The organism is Pseudomonas sp. NLJ1, assembly GCF_049486705.1.
Classification (GTDB): domain Bacteria; phylum Pseudomonadota; class Gammaproteobacteria; order Pseudomonadales; family Pseudomonadaceae; genus Aquipseudomonas; species Aquipseudomonas inefficax.
On the sequence record NZ_CP137735.1, the window covers coordinates 1,375,504 to 1,391,672 of the forward strand.

Annotated in this window: 18 protein-coding genes; 3 read left to right on the plus strand and 15 right to left on the minus strand. The window is 61.8% G+C overall.

Annotation, left to right across the window (positions count from 1 at the left end; genetic code table 11):
* Window positions 1–22: 22 nt before the first annotated feature.
* The 13 genes from tolB to R9B85_RS06165 all read right to left on the minus strand — a co-directional run bounded on the left by tolB (window position 23) and on the right by R9B85_RS06165 (window position 10,743).
* Window positions 23–1,294, minus strand: coding sequence for a Tol-Pal system beta propeller repeat protein TolB (gene tolB, locus R9B85_RS06105; protein ID WP_046617157.1), 1,272 nt, complete (start codon window positions 1,292–1,294; stop codon window positions 23–25).
* Window positions 1,295–1,320: 26 nt separating this feature from the next.
* Window positions 1,321–2,418 (minus strand): cell envelope integrity protein TolA, encoded by a 1,098-nt coding sequence (gene tolA, locus R9B85_RS06110; RefSeq protein WP_112254232.1) that lies wholly within the window; start codon window positions 2,416–2,418, stop codon window positions 1,321–1,323.
* A complete protein-coding gene (gene tolR, locus R9B85_RS06115; RefSeq protein ID WP_003254760.1) occupies window positions 2,418–2,870 on the minus strand; it encodes a protein TolR in 453 nt (150 codons plus the stop codon). Before tolR ends, tolA begins: the two co-directional genes overlap by 1 nt.
* A 14-nt stretch (window positions 2,871–2,884) precedes the next feature.
* Window positions 2,885–3,580, minus strand: coding sequence for a protein TolQ (gene tolQ, locus R9B85_RS06120; RefSeq protein ID WP_015271471.1), 696 nt, complete (start codon window positions 3,578–3,580; stop codon window positions 2,885–2,887).
* Window positions 3,581–3,582: 2 nt separating this feature from the next.
* Window positions 3,583–4,035: a tol-pal system-associated acyl-CoA thioesterase gene (ybgC, locus tag R9B85_RS06125; RefSeq protein ID WP_423770901.1), complete on the minus strand. Its 453-nt coding sequence runs from the start codon at window positions 4,033–4,035 to the stop codon at window positions 3,583–3,585.
* 125 nt (window positions 4,036–4,160) lie between these two features.
* Entirely contained in the window at window positions 4,161–5,207 is a 1,047-nt protein-coding gene (ruvB, locus tag R9B85_RS06130) for a Holliday junction branch migration DNA helicase RuvB (protein ID WP_112254233.1), read from the minus strand.
* Complete coding sequence (ruvA, locus tag R9B85_RS06135) at window positions 5,204–5,821, minus strand: Holliday junction branch migration protein RuvA (protein ID WP_112254234.1); 618 nt, start codon at window positions 5,819–5,821, stop codon at window positions 5,204–5,206. The genes ruvB and ruvA overlap by 4 nt, the downstream gene beginning before the upstream one ends.
* Window positions 5,822–5,930: 109 nt before the next feature.
* Window positions 5,931–6,455 carry a crossover junction endodeoxyribonuclease RuvC gene (ruvC, locus tag R9B85_RS06140; protein ID WP_112254235.1) on the minus strand — a complete coding sequence of 175 codons (525 nt, stop codon included), beginning with the start codon at window positions 6,453–6,455 and terminating at the stop codon, window positions 5,931–5,933.
* A gap of 182 nt (window positions 6,456–6,637) precedes the next feature.
* Window positions 6,638–7,384 carry a YebC/PmpR family DNA-binding transcriptional regulator gene (locus tag R9B85_RS06145; protein ID WP_112254236.1) on the minus strand — a complete coding sequence of 249 codons (747 nt, stop codon included), beginning with the start codon at window positions 7,382–7,384 and terminating at the stop codon, window positions 6,638–6,640.
* A 114-nt stretch (window positions 7,385–7,498) separates the two neighbouring features.
* A complete protein-coding gene (aspS, locus tag R9B85_RS06150; RefSeq protein WP_112254237.1) occupies window positions 7,499–9,274 on the minus strand; it encodes an aspartate--tRNA ligase in 1,776 nt (591 codons plus the stop codon).
* Between the two features lie 95 nt (window positions 9,275–9,369).
* Window positions 9,370–9,591, minus strand: coding sequence for an FmdB family zinc ribbon protein (locus R9B85_RS06155; protein ID WP_003254776.1), 222 nt, complete (start codon window positions 9,589–9,591; stop codon window positions 9,370–9,372).
* Between the two features lie 92 nt (window positions 9,592–9,683).
* Window positions 9,684–10,013 carry a ribbon-helix-helix domain-containing protein gene (locus tag R9B85_RS06160; protein WP_112254238.1) on the minus strand — a complete coding sequence of 110 codons (330 nt, stop codon included), beginning with the start codon at window positions 10,011–10,013 and terminating at the stop codon, window positions 9,684–9,686.
* Between the two features lie 256 nt (window positions 10,014–10,269).
* Window positions 10,270–10,743: a Dps family protein gene (locus R9B85_RS06165; RefSeq protein ID WP_084854477.1), complete on the minus strand. Its 474-nt coding sequence runs from the start codon at window positions 10,741–10,743 to the stop codon at window positions 10,270–10,272.
* A 279-nt stretch (window positions 10,744–11,022) separates the two neighbouring features.
* Between R9B85_RS06165 and R9B85_RS06170 the strand changes: the two genes are divergently transcribed.
* Window positions 11,023–11,616 carry a cold-shock protein gene (locus R9B85_RS06170; protein ID WP_112254239.1) on the plus strand — a complete coding sequence of 198 codons (594 nt, stop codon included), beginning with the start codon at window positions 11,023–11,025 and terminating at the stop codon, window positions 11,614–11,616.
* A gap of 77 nt (window positions 11,617–11,693) precedes the next feature.
* Here the strand turns inward: R9B85_RS06170 and R9B85_RS06175 are convergent, their stop codons facing one another.
* Together R9B85_RS06175 and R9B85_RS06180 are read right to left on the minus strand one after the other, a co-directional pair.
* On the minus strand, window positions 11,694–11,900 hold the full coding sequence (locus R9B85_RS06175) for a SlyX family protein (protein ID WP_112254240.1): 207 nt from the start codon (window positions 11,898–11,900) through the stop codon (window positions 11,694–11,696).
* Window position 11,901: 1 nt separating this feature from the next.
* Window positions 11,902–12,321, minus strand: coding sequence for an HIT family protein (locus tag R9B85_RS06180; RefSeq protein WP_112254241.1), 420 nt, complete (start codon window positions 12,319–12,321; stop codon window positions 11,902–11,904).
* Between the two features lie 690 nt (window positions 12,322–13,011).
* On the opposite strand from R9B85_RS06180, the gene R9B85_RS06185 reads away from it, so the two are divergent.
* Both R9B85_RS06185 and R9B85_RS06190 read left to right on the plus strand, forming a co-directional pair.
* Window positions 13,012–14,277 (plus strand): OprD family porin, encoded by a 1,266-nt coding sequence (locus R9B85_RS06185; protein WP_112254242.1) that lies wholly within the window; start codon window positions 13,012–13,014, stop codon window positions 14,275–14,277.
* Between the two features lie 160 nt (window positions 14,278–14,437).
* On the plus strand, window positions 14,438–16,153 hold the full coding sequence (locus R9B85_RS06190) for a proline--tRNA ligase (protein WP_207876965.1): 1,716 nt from the start codon (window positions 14,438–14,440) through the stop codon (window positions 16,151–16,153).
* Window positions 16,154–16,169: the final 16 nt, after the last annotated feature.

The window sequence follows — 16,169 nt, forward strand, 5'->3', positions numbered from 1 at the left end:
AAGCAAAAGTATTACGCCGCAATCAGTTCAGGTAAGGGGACCAGGACGGTTCTCTGACTTCGCCTTGAGCGGTAGGAAGTGGGAGCCTCACGCGGCCATTAAGCGACACGAGCATCAAGACTCCCCGGCCCTGCTGGCGGGTGGCGTAGATTAGCATGGTGCCGTTTGGCGCAACAGTGGGAGACTCATCAAGACTCGTTTCCGAGAGAATCTTTACACTTCCGCGCTGCAAATCCTGGGCCGCAACTTTGAAGTTGGTGAAGCCCTGCTGGCGATGGATCATCACCAGGGTCTTTTCGTCCGCCGACAGTTTCGGGTTGGCGTTGTAGTTACCCACGAAAGTTACCCGCTCGGCACCACCACCACTGACCGACTGCTTGTAGATCTGCGGCTTGCCGCCACGGTCGGAGGTGAAGTACAGGGTGTTGCCATCCTTGCCCCAGAACGGCTCGGTGTTGATGCCCGGGCCGGCGGTGACACGGCTGATCTGACGCGAAGCCACATTCATCACGTAGATGTCCGGGTTGCCGTCCTTCGACAGCACGAACGCCAGGCGCGTGCCGTCCGGCGACCAGGCTGGCGCACCGTTCAGGCCTTCGAAGTTGGTGACCTGCTCGCGGCGGCCGGTATCGATGTGCTGGACGAAGATGCGCGGGCGCTTCTGCTCGAACGAGACATAGGCAATGCGCTTGCCATCCGGAGCAAAGCGTGGCGACAGGATCGGTTCACGCGATTGCAACAGGGTCACCGCACGTGCACCGTCGTAATCCGAACGCTGCAGGGTATAGCGGGTGTTGTTGGTGGAGAAGCGCTCGGCCGTCACGTACAGCATGCGGGTGGAGAACGCACCCTTGATGCCGGTGAGCTTCTCGAACGACTGGTCGGCAATGTAGTGCGCCATGTCGCGCAGCTGGTCGACGCTGCCGGCCACGCTACCGGTCAGCACCTGCTGCTCGGTGGCGACGTTGAACAGCGCGTACTGCACCTGCAGGCGACCGCCCGACGGCACGATGCTGCCGACCATCACGTACTGCGCGCCCAGCGCTTTCCAGTCACGGAAGATCACTTCGCTGGCCTGCGACGGCTGGCTGATCATGTTCTGTCGCGGAATCGGCGAGTAGTAGCCGGAGTTGCGCAGGTCATTGCCGATGATATCGGCCATGTCTTCCGGCAACACGCTGCCGCCCTGTAGACCGAACGGCACTACCGCGATGGGCGTGGCCCGGTCGCTGCCGCTGGTGACCAGGATGTTCTTTTCCTCTGCCACGGCCATGCCTGCCACGCAGCACAGCATGACCAGCAGTCCTCTCAGACGTTTAATCACAACGCTAGATCCTCAGGTGTAAATGTCATCTTGAACGAACGATATTGGTTGAAATCGCTCGGCTTCATACCCTGCATCTCGGTCAAGCGACCGATGTTCTTCACAGCTGCCACCGCCGAGCTGTCGTACGGGCCGTCACCACTGGACCGGGCCACGCTGACGCTGGTGATGGTACCGTCCGGCAGCATGTTGATCTGCAGGACCACCGTCATGCCCTTGCGCGCGGAAGGCGGACGTGCCCAGCCCTCGGCCGCGCGCATGCGGATCAGGTCATCGAAGTCGCCGGCCACCTGGTCACCCTGCTCGTCGGCCAGGGCCTGCTGCCGTTCGGTGGTGTCGGACAACAGCTCGGCCAAAGCCTGGGCTTTCTTGTCTTCCGCCGCCTTGCGGGCCGCTTCCTGTGCCTTTTTCTTCTGGGCGTCTGCAGCGGCCTTCTTCTTGGCCTCTTCAGCTGCCTTCTTCTTAGCGTCCTCGGCCGCCGCTTTCTTCTTGGCGTCCTCGGCTGCTTTCTTCTTGGCCTCTTCGGCCGCCTTTTTCTTGGCGTCCTCGGCGGCTTGTTTCTTCGCCTCTTCAGCGGCTTCTTTCTTGGCCTCTTCTTCGGCTTTTTTCTTTTCTTCCTCAGCCTTCTTCTTGGCGATGTCGGCCTGTTGCTTCTCGGCAGCTTTCTTCGCCTCTTCGGCCTTCTTGGCTTCGGCGGCTTTCTTGGCCTCGGCGGCTTCGGCAGCTGCCTCGGCTTTTTTGGCTTCGGCGGCCTCGCGAGCCTCTTCGGCCTTTTGAGCGGCGTCGGCTTTCTTTTGTTCCGCGGCCTTCACGGCCTCCTGCTCGACCTTCTTCTGTTCCAGCTGCTCGACCTCGGTCTGGCGCGAAGCGGTTTTCTTGGCTTCCCCGGCAATCTTCTGATTGGTCTGGGTAGTCGCCTGGCTCTTGGACTTGAGCTGGTACAGGGTAGCCTGGACGATCGGCTTGGATGGCGGCAGCTCAGGCGTCATGGCAAAACTGACGAACAGCAGGGCGAACACCAGCACATGCAGGCCGATGGCCCAGATACTGGGCCAGAAGTAGCTTTCCGAGGCGGATGGCTCTCGCTGTTGCATCAGGGCGCCTCGGTAATCAGGCCAACGTTACCGACACCGGCCTTCTGCAACCCGCCCATGGCACCCATGACCGCGCCATAGTCGACAGCCTTGTCGCCACGAATGAACACCTGGGTCTGCTTGCCCTGGTCACGGCCGGCGGCGATGATCTTGGTCACCGCGTCGGTCATGGCAGGCAAGGTCATGGCCTTGTCCATCTGCTTGTCGGTATCGACTTCGCTGCCGAGGTTCCAGTAGTAGGTCTTGTCGGCCTTGATGGAGATGGTGAGGATCTGGACGTTGTTGTCCTGCGGCAAGGCTTCACTGGAAACCTTGGGCAGGTCTACCTTCACGCCCTGGTTGAGCATGGGCGCCGTCACCATGAAGATGACCAGCAGTACCAGCATCACGTCGATGTAGGGCACCACGTTCATCTCGGCGACGGGCTTGCGTTTGTGGCGAACTCGGGCCATGGGCTTCTACCTGATTACTCTTCGCTGGTGTGCACTTTGCGGTGCAGGATCGCCTGGAACTCGTCGGCGAAGGTGTAGTAACGGCCGATCAGCACTTCGCTGCGGGCCGAGAAGCGGTTGTAGGCGATAACCGCCGGGATTGCCGCGAACAGGCCGATGGCGGTGGCGATCAGCGCTTCGGCGATACCCGGGGCAACCGTGGCCAGGGTAGCCTGCTGGGCGCTGGCCAGGCCGCGGAAGGAGTTCATGATGCCCCATACGGTACCGAACAGGCCGATATACGGGCTGGTCGAACCGACGGTGGCCAGGAACGGCAGGCTCTGCTCGAGCTTTTCTTCCTCGCGCGAGATGGCTACGCGCATGGCACGGGCAACACCCTCCATGACCGCGTCCGGGTCAACACCCGGCTGCTGACGCAGGCGCGAGAATTCCTTGAAGCCGGCACGGAAAACCTGTTCGACACCGGAATCCGGGTCTGGGTTGCTGCCTGCCTGGCGGTACAGCTTGGACAGGTCGATGCCCGACCAGAAGCGCTCCTCGAAGGCATCCAGCGCACGACGACCGGCGCGCAGCATGGTGCTGCGCTGGAAGATCATGACCCATGAGGTGACCGAGGCGGCCACCAGGGTCAGCATTACCAGCTGTACCAACACGCTGGCATTGCTGACCAGACTCCACATGGAGGTATGGTCGACGACGTTAGCTTCCACGCTTATTCTCCTGCAATCGATTGAGTACCCGAGCCGTCCGCCGCAAAGGCGTCACGCAGCTCCGGGGGTATGGCTCGGGGTTTGAAAGTGTCGGCGCGCACGGCGGCCACCAGGAACTGCCCTTCGCAGAGCAGCGTTTCATCCTTTTCCCGCCAGACCTGCTGCACGAAGCGCAGGCTGGCGCGATTGAGTTCAAGTACTTGCGCGGTGACCCGCAGTTCGTCGTCCAGCCGCGCCGGCGCGTGATAGCGCGCTTCGCTGGAGTGGACCACGAACAGCAGGTTGTCTTCGGCCAGCTGCGCCTGGGAAAAACCCAGGTGCCGCAGCCGCTCGGTACGCGCGCGCTCCATGAATTTCAGGTAATTGACGTAATACACCACGCCACCGGCATCGGTATCCTCGTAATAGACGCGACAACGGTGTGCGAAAGGTTCCAGGCCATTTTGCGCGCGCATACTCTAGTGCTTACTCCTCAGCTTGCCAATCCGCTGTGGCAACTGTTTTTTCTTCATTAATGTCTTATTGCCAGCGCACCCTCGGCATGCCAGCGGTAGGACCACGAAAAGCCGTTTTCGATCTGTCACTCATCGCCCGTTTCGGAAAAATCCCCACCCTCCCCCAGGCGCCCGGGCACGTTCAGGCCAAAGTGCAGGTAAGCATGCCGGGTGACCACGCGGCCGCGCGGCGTGCGCATGATGTAGCCTTGCTGGATCAGGTACGGCTCGAGCACGTCCTCGATGGTGTGACGCTCTTCACTGATGGCTGCCGCCAGGTTGTCCACGCCAACCGGGCCACCGTCGAACTTCTCGATCATGGTCAGGAGCAGGCGACGGTCAGAGTGGTCGAAACCGCGCTCGTCGACGTCCAGCAGGTTGAGCGCCAGGTCGGCCACGGCCTTGGTGATCTGGCCCTTGCCACGCACCTCGGCATAGTCGCGCACGCGGCGCAGCAGGCGGTTGGCGATACGTGGCGTGCCACGTGCCCGGCGGGCGATCTCGTAGGCCCCCTGGTCCTCGATGGCCAGGCCGAGGATGCCGGCCGAACGGCTGACGATGGTGGCCAGGTCCTTGTCGCTGTAGAACTCCAGGCGCTGGACGATACCGAAACGGTCCCGCAGCGGGTTGGTGAGCATGCCGGCACGGGTGGTGGCACCCACCAGCGTGAACGGCGGCAGGTCGAGCTTGATCGAACGGGCCGCAGGCCCTTCGCCGATCATGATGTCGAGCTGGAAGTCCTCCATCGCCGGGTACAGCACCTCTTCGACAACTGGGGACAAGCGGTGGATCTCGTCGATGAACAGCACGTCATGCGGTTCGAGGTTGGTCAGCATGGCCGCCAAGTCGCCAGGGCGCTCGAGGATGGGCCCCGAGGTGCTCTTGACCGACACGCCCATTTCCTGGGCGATGATGTTGGCCAGGGTGGTCTTGCCCAGGCCCGGCGGACCGAAGATCAGCGTATGGTCGAGCGACTCGCTACGACCACGGGCGGCCTGGATGAACAGCGCCATCTGCTCGCGCACCACCGGCTGGCCGATGTACTCGTCCAGCCGCAGCGGACGGATCGCACGGTCCTGGACTTCTTCACGGTCGCGGCCACTGGCGGCGATCAGGCGGTCGGCTTCGATCACTTGGTAATCATCCCTTTCAGGCTGCGGCGGATCAGTTCCTCACTGCTCAGGCCGGCCTTGTCCTTGATCGCGGCGATTGCCTTGCTGGCTTCCTGCGGCTTGTAGCCCAGCGAAACCAGGGCGCTGACGGCATCGGCTTCGGCTGTGGATGCGCTGGCGGCCGGCAGCGGCCCGTCGGAGACCAGGGTAAACATGGCCGGGGACGTTTCCCAGGCCTTGAAGCGGTCCTTGAGCTCGACCAGCAGGCGTTCGGCGGTCTTCTTGCCGACACCGGGCACGCGCACCAGGGCCGAGGTGTCCTGGGCCTGCACGCAGCGCACCAGCTCGTCTACCTCCAGCCCGGACATGAGCGCCAAGGCCAGCTTCGGCCCTACGCCGTTCAGGCGGATGAGCTCGCGAAACAGCTCGCGCTCGCGCTTTTCGGCAAAACCGTAGAGCAGGTGAGCATCCTCGCGCACCACCAGGTGGGTGTGCACGGTTACGGGTTCGCCCACCTTGGGCAGACGGTACAGCGTGGTCATGGGAACTTCCAGTTCGTAACCCACGCCGTTGACGTCGATAATCAGGTGCGGCGGCTGTTTTTCCGCCAGGGTGCCGCGCAAACGTCCAATCACGTTCCGATCCTTCCTCTCGGGGAGCCGGTCAAAGACCGCTCAACCCTATCAGCAAATGCAGCGGGTGAATGCATCACCCGAACAAAATGTGTATCAGCGCATGAAGCCCCTAAAGACGCAAGCGCCCGCCGCGTCGCCGCGCCGTGGCCAGGCCATGCGGCACCAGGCTGGAGCGGGTATGGGCGTGGCACAGGGCGATGGCCAGTGCGTCGGAAGCGTCGATCTGCGGCTTCTGCGTCAGTTTCAGCAGGTGCATGACCATCATCATCACCTGCTCCTTGTTGGCCCCACCGGTACCAGCTACTGCCTGCTTGACCTGGGTGGCGCTGTATTCGGCGATTTCCAGGCCGGCTTCGGCGGCTGCGACGATAGCCGCGCCACGGGCCTGGCCGAGCTTGAGCGCCGAGTCGGCGTTACGGGCCATGAATACCCGCTCGATGCCCATGGTTACCGGGCCGTGCAGGGCGATGATTTCACCCACGCCACGAAAAACGATCTGCAGCCGCTCGTGCAGCTCGCCGCTGCCGGTACGAATGCAGCCCGACGCCACATACTCGCAACCACGGGCGGTCTGGCGTACCACGCCATAACCGGTGATGCGCGAGCCGGGGTCGATACCAAGAATCAGAGTCATAGTGCCTGTCGTAAATTATTGCTTCTTTGCAAACTGTACCGGCCCTTTCGCGGGTAAACCCGCTCCCACAGAGACTGCACCGCATTCGAGGTCGGTGCATTACCTGGGAGCGGGTTTACCCGCGAAAGGGCCGATACAGGCACTGAAATATTCAAAGCCCCTGCCGGGGTCGCCAGGGCACCTTAGCCGAGGTTTTCCATGATCTCATCGGAAATCTGGGCATTGGAGTAGACGTTCTGCACGTCATCCAGGTCTTCGAGCATGTCGATCAGCTTGAGCACCTTCTCGGCACCGTCCTGGTCGAGTTCGGCGCTGGTGGTCGGCTGCATGATGATTTCCGCGTCAGCAGCCTTGAAGCCAGCCTCTTCCAGGGCATTGCGCACGGCGTAGAAGCTGTTGAACGAGGTGAACACGTCGAACGAGCCGTCGTCGTTGGCCACCACGTCGTCGGCATCGGCTTCCATCGCCGCTTCCATCAGCGCGTCTTCTTCCACGCCCGGGGCAAAGCTGATCTGCCCCTTGCGCTCGAACAGGTAGGCCACCGAACCGTCGGTGCCCAGGTTGCCACCACACTTGGAGAAGGCATGACGCACGGCGGCGGCGGTACGGTTGCGGTTGTCGGTCATGGCCTCGACCATGATCGCCACGCCACCCGGGCCGTAACCTTCGTAACTGAGCTCTTCGACGTTGTCGCTTTCGTTGGTGCCGGCACCACGGGCCACGGCACGATCGATGATGTCGCGACTCATGTTGGCGCCCAGGGCCTTGTCCAGCGCCAGACGCAGGCGCGGGTTGGATGCCGGGTCAGCACCACCCTGCTTGGCAGCGACCGTCAGTTCGCGGATCCACTTGGTGAAGATCTTGCCTCTCTTGGCATCCTGGCGCTCTTTGCGGTGCTTGATGTTCGCCCACTTGGAATGACCAGCCATAACGACTCCGAATCCTTTGAATCACAAACAGCCCCGCCCCTGTACGGGGCGGGACGGGAAATTGCCTGCGCCGAAACGCAAAGGCGCATCCATGTGGATGCGCCCGGGGACTGCTTACTCGACCTTGGTCTGTTCGCGCAGTCGAATGTGCAGCTCGCGCAGGGCCTTGGCGTCGACCATGCCAGGGGCCTGGGTCATGACGCACGCAGCGCTCTGGGTTTTCGGGAAGGCGATCACTTCACGAATCGACTGGGCGCCGGTCATCAGCATGACCAGGCGGTCCAGGCCGAAGGCCAGGCCACCGTGCGGCGGTGCACCGAACTTCAGGGCGTCGAGCAGGAAGCCGAACTTCTCTTCCTGTTCTGCCGCTTCGATGCCCAGCAGGCGGAACACGGCCTGTTGCATCTCTTTACGGTGAATACGGATCGAACCGCCACCCAGCTCGGTACCGTTCAGGACCATGTCGTAGGCACGGGACAGGGCCGTGGCCGGGTTGGCCTCGAGCTCTTCCGGGGTGCACTTCGGCGCGGTGAACGGATGGTGCAGCGCGGTGAAGCTGCCGTCCTCGTTCTCTTCGAACATCGGGAAGTCGACCACCCACATCGGTGCCCACTCGCAGGTCAGCAGCTCGAAGTCGTGGCCCAGGCGGATACGCAGTGCGCCCAGGGCTTCGCTGACCACCTTGAACTTGTCGGCACCGAAGAACACGATGTCGCCGTCAACGGCGCCAACGCGGTCGAGGATGGTGTTGAGGTTGGCCTCGGGGATGTTCTTGACGATCGGCGACTGCAGGCCTTCGACGCCCTTGGCGCGCTCGTTGACCTTGATGTAGGCCAGGCCCTTGGCACCGTAGATGCCGACGAACTTGGTGTACTCGTCGATCTTGCTGCGCGGCATGCTGGCGCCGCCTGGCAGGCGCAGGGCGGTAACGCGGCACTTCGGATCGTTGGCCGGGCCGGCGAACACCTTGAAGTCGACGTCCTTGAGCTGGTCGGCAACGTCGACCAGTTCCAGCGGAATACGCAGGTCCGGCTTGTCGGAGCCGTAGCGGCGCATGGCCTCTTCGAAGGTCATGTGCGGGAATTCGCCGAATTCCAGGTCCAGCACTTCCTTGAACAGCTTGCGGATCATGCTTTCGGTCAGGCCCATGATCTCGCTTTCATCGAGGAAGCTGGTCTCGATGTCGATCTGGGTGAATTCCGGCTGGCGGTCGGCACGCAGGTCTTCGTCACGGAAGCACTTGGCGATCTGGTAGTAGCGGTCGAAGCCGGCGACCATCAGCAGCTGCTTGAACAGCTGCGGCGACTGCGGCAGGGCGAAGAAGCTGCCGGCGTGGGTACGGCTAGGCACCAGGTAGTCACGCGCGCCTTCCGGGGTGGCACGGGTCAGGATCGGCGTCTCGACGTCGAGGAAGCCGTTTTCGTCGAGGAAGCGACGAATGCTGCTGGTGATGCGCGAACGCAGGCGCAGCTTGTCGGCCATTTCCGGGCGACGCAGGTCGATGAAACGGTAGCGCAGGCGAGTTTCCTCGCCGACGTCGGAGTATTCGTTCAGCGGGAACGGCGGGGTTTCCGCTTCGTTGAGCACGTTCAGCTGGTAGCCGAGGATCTCGATGGCGCCGGAAGCCATGTTGGCATTCACCGCACCTTCAGGGCGCTTGCGAACCTTGCCGGTGATCTGCACGACGTATTCGCTGCGCACGCGGTCGGCGGCGGCGAAGGTTTCGGCGCGATCCGGGTCGAACACGACCTGGGCCATGCCTTCGCGGTCACGGATGTCGAGGAAGATCACCCCGCCGTGGTCGCGGCGACGATGGACCCAGCCGCAAAGGGTGACTTCCTGGCCGTCCAGGCTCTCGTTCAGTTGGCCGCAATAATGGCTGCGCATCATGATGGTGGTTTCGCTTCTCGTGATTCGTGTATTCGGTGGAGGCCTTGGCCGCCCGCAGAGGGCTAATACTGCAAGACCCGGTCACAGCATTCAACTCAGTCGGCCTTGTCGCCGCCTGCCAGATTCTTTTTTGCCCCGGTCTTGAAGTCGGTTTCGTACCAACCGTTACCACTCAGGCGGAAGCCTGGCACCGACAGCAGTTTCTTCAGCGCCGGCGCCTGGCAGGCCGGGCAATCGGTCAGCGGCGCGGCGCTGATCTTCTGCAGCACTTCCATGCGGTGCTCGCAGGATGCACATTGATAGTCATAAAGGGGCATGGGTGTCTCTCGTCAACCACAACGCTGGCTGCCGGGGCAGCAAAAAGCGGGATTATATATGGTTAGCAAGCACTGCGCAGCCCGCCAGGCGATCAGCGCGCACTTGGCGGGTCCAGCAGCCAGGCGACGCAGATAACACGGATCAGCCCGCTGAAGTTGCGCACCCCACCCTGTCGCAGATGCACCTCGCGGTCCACGTAGGACAGCACCGCGCTGACCGAGCAGCGGTTTGCCGCGGCGATGCGCTCCAGGATACCCCAGTAGACGGCTTCCAGCCGCAGGCAGGTGGAAAAACCGTTGAGCCGCACCGAGCGCGACACCGGCTGGGTCTGCAGCATGTCGAAATCCGCCTTGAACGGGTCGATGCACTGTTTATCCGGCCAACGCCCTTGGCCAGCCACACGCTTGCTTGCTTGCATCATGCGCCACACTTCCTCGTCACAGGTACCAGGTGGCCTATGAAGCGCTGATCGGCGAGCTTGAAGCAGCGGCAAAATCTTCCCGCACAAAATACATAAGGCCTTAACAGGACCTGTGGGAGCGGCCTTGTGTCGCGATGGGCTGCGCAGCAGCCCCGGCATTCTTTGCTAAGGCTGCAATCTTGGGGCTGCTGCGCAGCCCATCGCGACACAAGGCCGCTCCCACAAGGATCAGTGCAGACCGGACGAATTTGTGAACTTAATTACCGTCGAGCAGCACCCGCAGCATCCAGGCGGTTTTCTCGTGCACCTGCATGCGCTGGGTCAGCAGGTCGGCGGTCGGCTCGTCACTGACCTTGTCCACCACCGGGAAGATGCTGCGCGCGGTCCGCACCACGGCTTCCTGGCCCTGCACCAGCTGGCGGATCATCTCGTCGGCAGGCGGTACTCCTTCCTCCTCCTTGATCGATGAGTGCCGTGCATAAAATGCATAGGACCCGGGTGCCGGGAAGCCCAGGGCACGAATGCGCTCGGCGATCGAGTCGACCGCAAGCGCCAGTTCGTTGTACTGCTCTTCGAACATCAGGTGCAGGGTGCGGAACGACGGACCGGTGACGTTCCAGTGGAAGTTATGGGTTTTCAGATACAGCACGTAGGTATCCGACAACAGCCGGGACAGCCCATCGACGATGGACTTGCGATCTTCTTCACTGATACCGATATCGATTGCCATGAAGTTCCCCTTTCCATAAGGCTTGAGACCCAAGCGGGTGCCGACCACTGTAGCAACACTTGGCGCCCGCCGCATGTGACATGGCGCAACACATCGCTCCGCGCGCCCTGCGGTTTGAGTACCCTGCGGCTTTACTGTTAAATAGGCACGGTGCCACCCGTGCAGATTGTCATTGCCGGGTGCATAGGCTGGCCTGTCACGTTTTCGCGCCCTACACCTCATGCGCACCGTGCAGCCAGCTCTTCCTGTGATCGGCCTTATAACTGTGAGCCAACCCCCATGTTCAAGATCGTCCATCTGGTGACGGGCGTGGCAGCCTTGCTGCTATCGCTCATACCCAGCCTGAAAACCGATGCGTCACCCTTCCTGCAACAACCCGACGCGGTCTACCTGGCCCTGCTCGGCCTGCTCAACCTCGTCCTGGCCCCGGTCGTGCCACTGTACTACCGCGGCGCGCGGCAGCAGTTGCAGCACCTGGCGTGCGCCCTGCTGGTAGTGGCCGTGGTGCTGCAGACCCTGACACTGCTGGCCCGCCCGGAAATGGGCAACCTGGCCGCACTGGTCTGCGCAGCACTGGCCGTGGCCGTGCACCTGGCCGTGGGCTTTGCCCGCAGCCCTCGCAAGGTCCGCGCCAGCCAGCACGCAGCGCAGGATGCCGGCAATCGTGATACCGGTACCGTGAAGTGGTTCAACACATCCAAAGGCTTCGGCTTCATCTCCCGCGACTCGGGCGATGATATCTTCGTGCACTTTCGCGCCATTCGCGGCGAAGGCCACCGCATCCTTGTGGAAGGCCAGCGCGTGGAGTTTTCCGTTATGCACCGTGACAAGGGCCTGCAGGCCGAGGATGTGGTTGCGGTAACCCGCCGCTGACTCCCCCCTGTGGGAGCGGGCTTGCCCGCTCCCACAGGGTTCGTGTGCGCTCAACGTGGGTGCAGTAGTTTCAGGTATTAATAATGAGGCGGCGGCGCCTCGTCCCCTTCGCTGCCGTACTGGCCAACCATCTCTTCGTAACGCTTGATCAGCTCGGCCATCTGCAACTGCAGCCGTTCGATCACCCGCCCCTGCTCGACCACCACGTCATTCAGCGCCTGGATGGTGTCATCCTGGAACGCCTGACGGGTTTCCAGCTCGACCATTCGCATTTCCAACGACATATCAGGCCTCTGTGTAACCATCGAGTTTCAGTTCACGCAGGCGTTGGCGAATGGCTTCGACCTGCTCATCGGTGTAGGCCACTGCCGGGCACTTGCCCCACACTGGTGCCGGCCAGGCGGCGTCGTCGCGCTGGCGCACGATCACATGCATGTGCAACTGGCTGACCACATTGCCCAGGGTGGCCACATTCATCTTGTCGGCGCCGTAGCTGGCCTTCAGCGCTTCGGCCAGCAGGGTGGTTTCCTGCCACAACTGCTGCTGCTCCGCGACATCGAGCTCGAACAGTTCGCTGATGCCGGCGCGCTTGGGCACCAGGATGAACCATGGATAGTTGGCATCCTTGCTCAGCAGCAACTGGCACAGCGCAAATTCCCCCAGCACCAGCGAATCCTGCTGCAAACGCGAATCGAGGACGAACACGGCAAATCTCCTTCAGGCAGAACCAACCCGCTTCACGCGGAAAACAGGCCTGCAAGGATACCCTGCACGTTCCCGGTAACACAGCGCTACTTTTCGCACCAAAATGAGGCTGCCGATACACCTGGCACCCCACTTGCCACCCCACAGGTGACACTGCATGAACAAGTTGCGGTAACACATTGACTTTCATGACAGCTTTTCAAATTTTAATGATTCTTGACTGTAATACCTCGCCAGGCGGCTCCCGCCCCGTATTTACGGCACTTTCCGACCCCCGGTAGCCGGTTTTGTGAAAATTTCATGAAGCGTTGCGAATTTTGAGCACGCTTGTTGCATTCCTTTCACGCCAAGTCGGCACGACATCTGCATCGGCAGGTGTACGCGACAAATAACAACAGCGGCATTGGTTACCAGGGAGTTTCCCAACCGGAGTCGGTAGTTACAGATTCATTACGGTGAAAGAAACAGCGCTGGTGTTGAACGGCCCTTGAATCGGGCGTGATTTGCGACATGGAAATACCTGAAAGCGACATGGTGAAAAAGTTCCGCAAAGGATGTTTATACCCATATCGCCAACAACAGTCAGCGTGCTATACATTTTCGCCGACATAACAAGAAAGAGCTGCCCCATATAACTAAAACACTTGGACGCAGCGGTACTCTTCCTAAAAACCAAAGGAGCAAATCACGATGCGCGTGATGAAGTGGAGCATGATCGCCCTGGCCGTTGCGGCAGGGACCTCGCAGTTGGCATTGGCCTCTTCCCAGGACGAGTCCAAAGGTTTCATCGAAGACAGCAAGCTGAACGTCAAGACCCGCATGCTGTACTTCAGCCGTGACTTCCGTAACAACGAAGGCGGCCAGAGCCGTCGCGAAGAGACCGGCCTGGGCTTCCTCGGCACCTTCGAGTCCGGCTTCACCCAGGGCACCGTGGGTGTGGGTGTGGATGCCATCGGCATGCTCGGCCTGAAACTGGACAGCGGCAAGGGCCGCGCCGGTACCGGCCTGTTCCCGACCGGCTCCGACGGCCGTTCGCAGGATGACTACTCCAAGGGCGGCGGCGCGGTCAAATTCCGCATCTCCGACACCGTGCTGAAAGTGGGTGACCAGTTCACCGCTCTGCCGGTCTTCGCCACCGACGACAGCCGCCTGCTGCCAGAAATCGCCCAGGGCACCCTGATCACCAGCAACGAGATCGAGGGCCTGACCCTGCACGCTGGTCATTTCACCAGCCTGACCGCCCAGGAGCAGACCGACCGCGACAGCTTCCACCTGAAGGAAGCCAACGTGGTAGGTGGTACCTACGCCTTCACCGACAACCTCAGCACCAGCCTGTACTACTCGAAGGTTGAAGACTACTGGCGCAAGTACTACGCCAACGTCAACTGGGCGCTGCCGATCTCGGACAAGCAAGGCCTGGTGTTCGACTTCAACATCTATGACACCAAGAGCGAAGGCTCGGCCGAGTACCGCGCATTCGATGGCGACAAACTGGACAACCGCGCGTTCAGCCTGTCGGGCGCCTACAACATCGGCGCTCACACCTTCACCCTGGCCTACCAGAAAGTTACCGGTGACGGCGACTACGGCTACGGCATCGACGGTGGCGGCACCATCTTCCTGGCCAACTCCGTGGCCCGTTCCGACTTCAACGCCGAAGACGAGAAGTCCTGGCAGGCTCGCTACGACCTGAACTTTGCCGAATACGGCATCCCGGGCCTGACCTTCATGACCCGTTATGTACGCGGTACCGATGCCAACGTCACCGGCACCAGCAACGGCAAGGAATGGGAACGCGACGTCGATATCAAGTACGTGCTGCAGAGCGGCCCGGCGAAAGACCTGAGCTTCCGCGTACGTCAGGCTACCTACCGTTCTTCCGATGGCACCTACTACGATTCCCCATCGATCGACGAACTGCGCCTGATCGTGGAGTACCCGCTGAGCATCCTGTAAGCCTGGCTTGCAGTGCCCCGCACTTGAAAAAGCCCGGCGATCACGCCGGGCTTTTTCTTGGCTGACAAGTGTCACGCCCTGGGGCATCCTGTACGCCTTCGTTTCGCCCCCGTACAATGCGGGGTCATTTCAATGTCTTAGGCAATCGACACGGCTCACCATGCGCACCAGTCAATATTTGCTCGCCACCCAGAAAGAAACCCCTGCCGACGCAGTGGTCATCAGCCATCAGCTCATGCTGCGTGCCGGCATGATCCGCAAACTGGCCTCCGGCCTGTACACCTGGCTGCCGATGGGCTTGCGGGTGATGCGCAAGGTCGAGGCCGTGGTGCGCGAGGAAATGAACGCCGCCGGCGCCCTGGAAGTGCTGATGCCCAGCATCCAGCCCGCCGAACTGTGGCAGGAATCCGGCCGCTGGGAACAGTACGGCCCCGAGCTGCTGCGCCTGAAGGATCGCCACCAGCGCGACTTCTGCGTCGGCCCGACCCACGAAGAAGTGATCACCGACCTGGCCCGCAACGAGCTGTCCAGCTATAAACAGCTGCCGCTCAACATGTACCAGATCCAGACCAAGTTCCGTGACGAGATCCGCCCGCGCTTCGGCTTGATGCGCGGCCGCGAGTTCATCATGAAGGACGCCTACTCGTTCCATGCCGACCAGGCTTCCCTGCAGGAAACCTACGATCGCATGCATCAGGCGTACACCAATATCTTCACCCGCCTGGGCCTGGACTTCCGCCCGGTGCAGGCCGACACCGGCTCCATCGGTGGCAGCTACTCGCACGAGTTCCACGTGCTGGCCGAGTCTGGCGAAGACGACGTGATCTTCAGCGACAGCTCCGACTACGCCGCCAACATCGAGAAGGCCGAAGCCATCCCGCGTGAAACCGTGCGCCCGGCCCCTACCGAGGAGCTGCGCCTGGTCGACACGCCGAACGCCAAGACTATCGCCCAGCTGGTGGAAAACTTCGGCCTGCCGATCGAGAAGACCGTCAAGACCCTGATCGTGCGCGGCGCCGAAGAGGGCAAGCTGGTTGCACTGATCGTGCGTGGCGACCATGAGCTCAACGAAATCAAGGCCGCCAAGCTGGAACAGGTTGCCGACCCGCTGGTGATGGCCAGCGACGCCGAACTGCGCGAGGCCATCGGTGCCGGCGCAGGTTCGCTCGGCCCGCTGAACCTGCCGCTGGAAATCATCATCGACCGTTCGGTTGCCCTGATGAGCGACTTCGGCATCGGCGCCAACATCGACGACAAGCACTACTTCGGCGTGAACTGGGAGCGCGACCTGCCGGTTCCACAGGTCGCCGACCTGCGTAACGTGGTCGAAGGCGACCCGAGCCCGGACGGCCAGGGTACCCTGGTGATCAAGCGCGGCATCGAAGTGGGCCACATCTTCCAGCTTGGCACCAAGTACAGCGAGGCGCTGAAGTGCCAGGTACTGGGCGAGAACGGCAAGCCGGTCACCCTGTCCATGGGCTGCTACGGCATCGGTGTGTCCCGCGTGGTCGCAGCTGCCATCGAGCAGAGCTATGACGACAAGGGCATCATCTGGAACGACGCCCTGGCTCCGTTCCAGATCGCCCTGGTCCCGCTGCGCTACGAAACCGAGGTGGTTCGCGAGGCGACCGACAAGCTGTACGCCGAACTGACTGCTGCCGGCTACGAAGTGCTGCTGGACGACCGTGACAAGAAGACCAGCCCAGGCATCAAGTTTGCCGACATGGAACTGATCGGCATCCCGCACCGCGTCGTCGTCAGCGATCGCGGCCTGGCCGAAGGCAACCTGGAGTACAAGCACCGCACAGAGCAGGACGCCCAAGCGTTGCCGCTCGATGAAGTGCTGACCTTCCTGCAGGCCCGCGTTCGCCGCTGATAACCAATGCACGAGT

Excerpts from the sequence above, each read along its gene's own strand:
- tolB (WP_046617157.1), bottom strand. The coding sequence starts at position 1,294 with ATGCTGTGCTGCGTGGCAGGCATGGCCGTGGCAGAGGAAAAGAACATC.
- tolA (WP_112254232.1), bottom strand. The coding sequence starts at position 2,418 with ATGCAACAGCGAGAGCCATCCGCCTCGGAAAGCTACTTCTGGCCCAGT.
- tolR (WP_003254760.1), bottom strand. The coding sequence starts at position 2,870 with ATGGCCCGAGTTCGCCACAAACGCAAGCCCGTCGCCGAGATGAACGTG.
- ybgC (WP_423770901.1), bottom strand. The coding sequence starts at position 4,035 with ATGCGCGCGCAAAATGGCCTGGAACCTTTCGCACACCGTTGTCGCGTC.
- ruvC (WP_112254235.1), bottom strand. The coding sequence starts at position 6,455 with ATGACTCTGATTCTTGGTATCGACCCCGGCTCGCGCATCACCGGTTAT.
- R9B85_RS06145 (WP_112254236.1), bottom strand. The coding sequence starts at position 7,384 with ATGGCTGGTCATTCCAAGTGGGCGAACATCAAGCACCGCAAAGAGCGC.
- aspS (WP_112254237.1), bottom strand. The coding sequence starts at position 9,274 with ATGATGCGCAGCCATTATTGCGGCCAACTGAACGAGAGCCTGGACGGC.
- R9B85_RS06155 (WP_003254776.1), bottom strand. The coding sequence starts at position 9,591 with ATGCCCCTTTATGACTATCAATGTGCATCCTGCGAGCACCGCATGGAA.
- R9B85_RS06160 (WP_112254238.1), bottom strand. The coding sequence starts at position 10,013 with ATGATGCAAGCAAGCAAGCGTGTGGCTGGCCAAGGGCGTTGGCCGGAT.
- R9B85_RS06165 (WP_084854477.1), bottom strand. The coding sequence starts at position 10,743 with ATGGCAATCGATATCGGTATCAGTGAAGAAGATCGCAAGTCCATCGTC.
- R9B85_RS06170 (WP_112254239.1), top strand. The coding sequence starts at position 11,023 with ATGTTCAAGATCGTCCATCTGGTGACGGGCGTGGCAGCCTTGCTGCTA.
- R9B85_RS06175 (WP_112254240.1), bottom strand. The coding sequence starts at position 11,900 with ATGTCGTTGGAAATGCGAATGGTCGAGCTGGAAACCCGTCAGGCGTTC.
- R9B85_RS06185 (WP_112254242.1), top strand. The coding sequence starts at position 13,012 with ATGCGCGTGATGAAGTGGAGCATGATCGCCCTGGCCGTTGCGGCAGGG.
- R9B85_RS06190 (WP_207876965.1), top strand. The coding sequence starts at position 14,438 with ATGCGCACCAGTCAATATTTGCTCGCCACCCAGAAAGAAACCCCTGCC.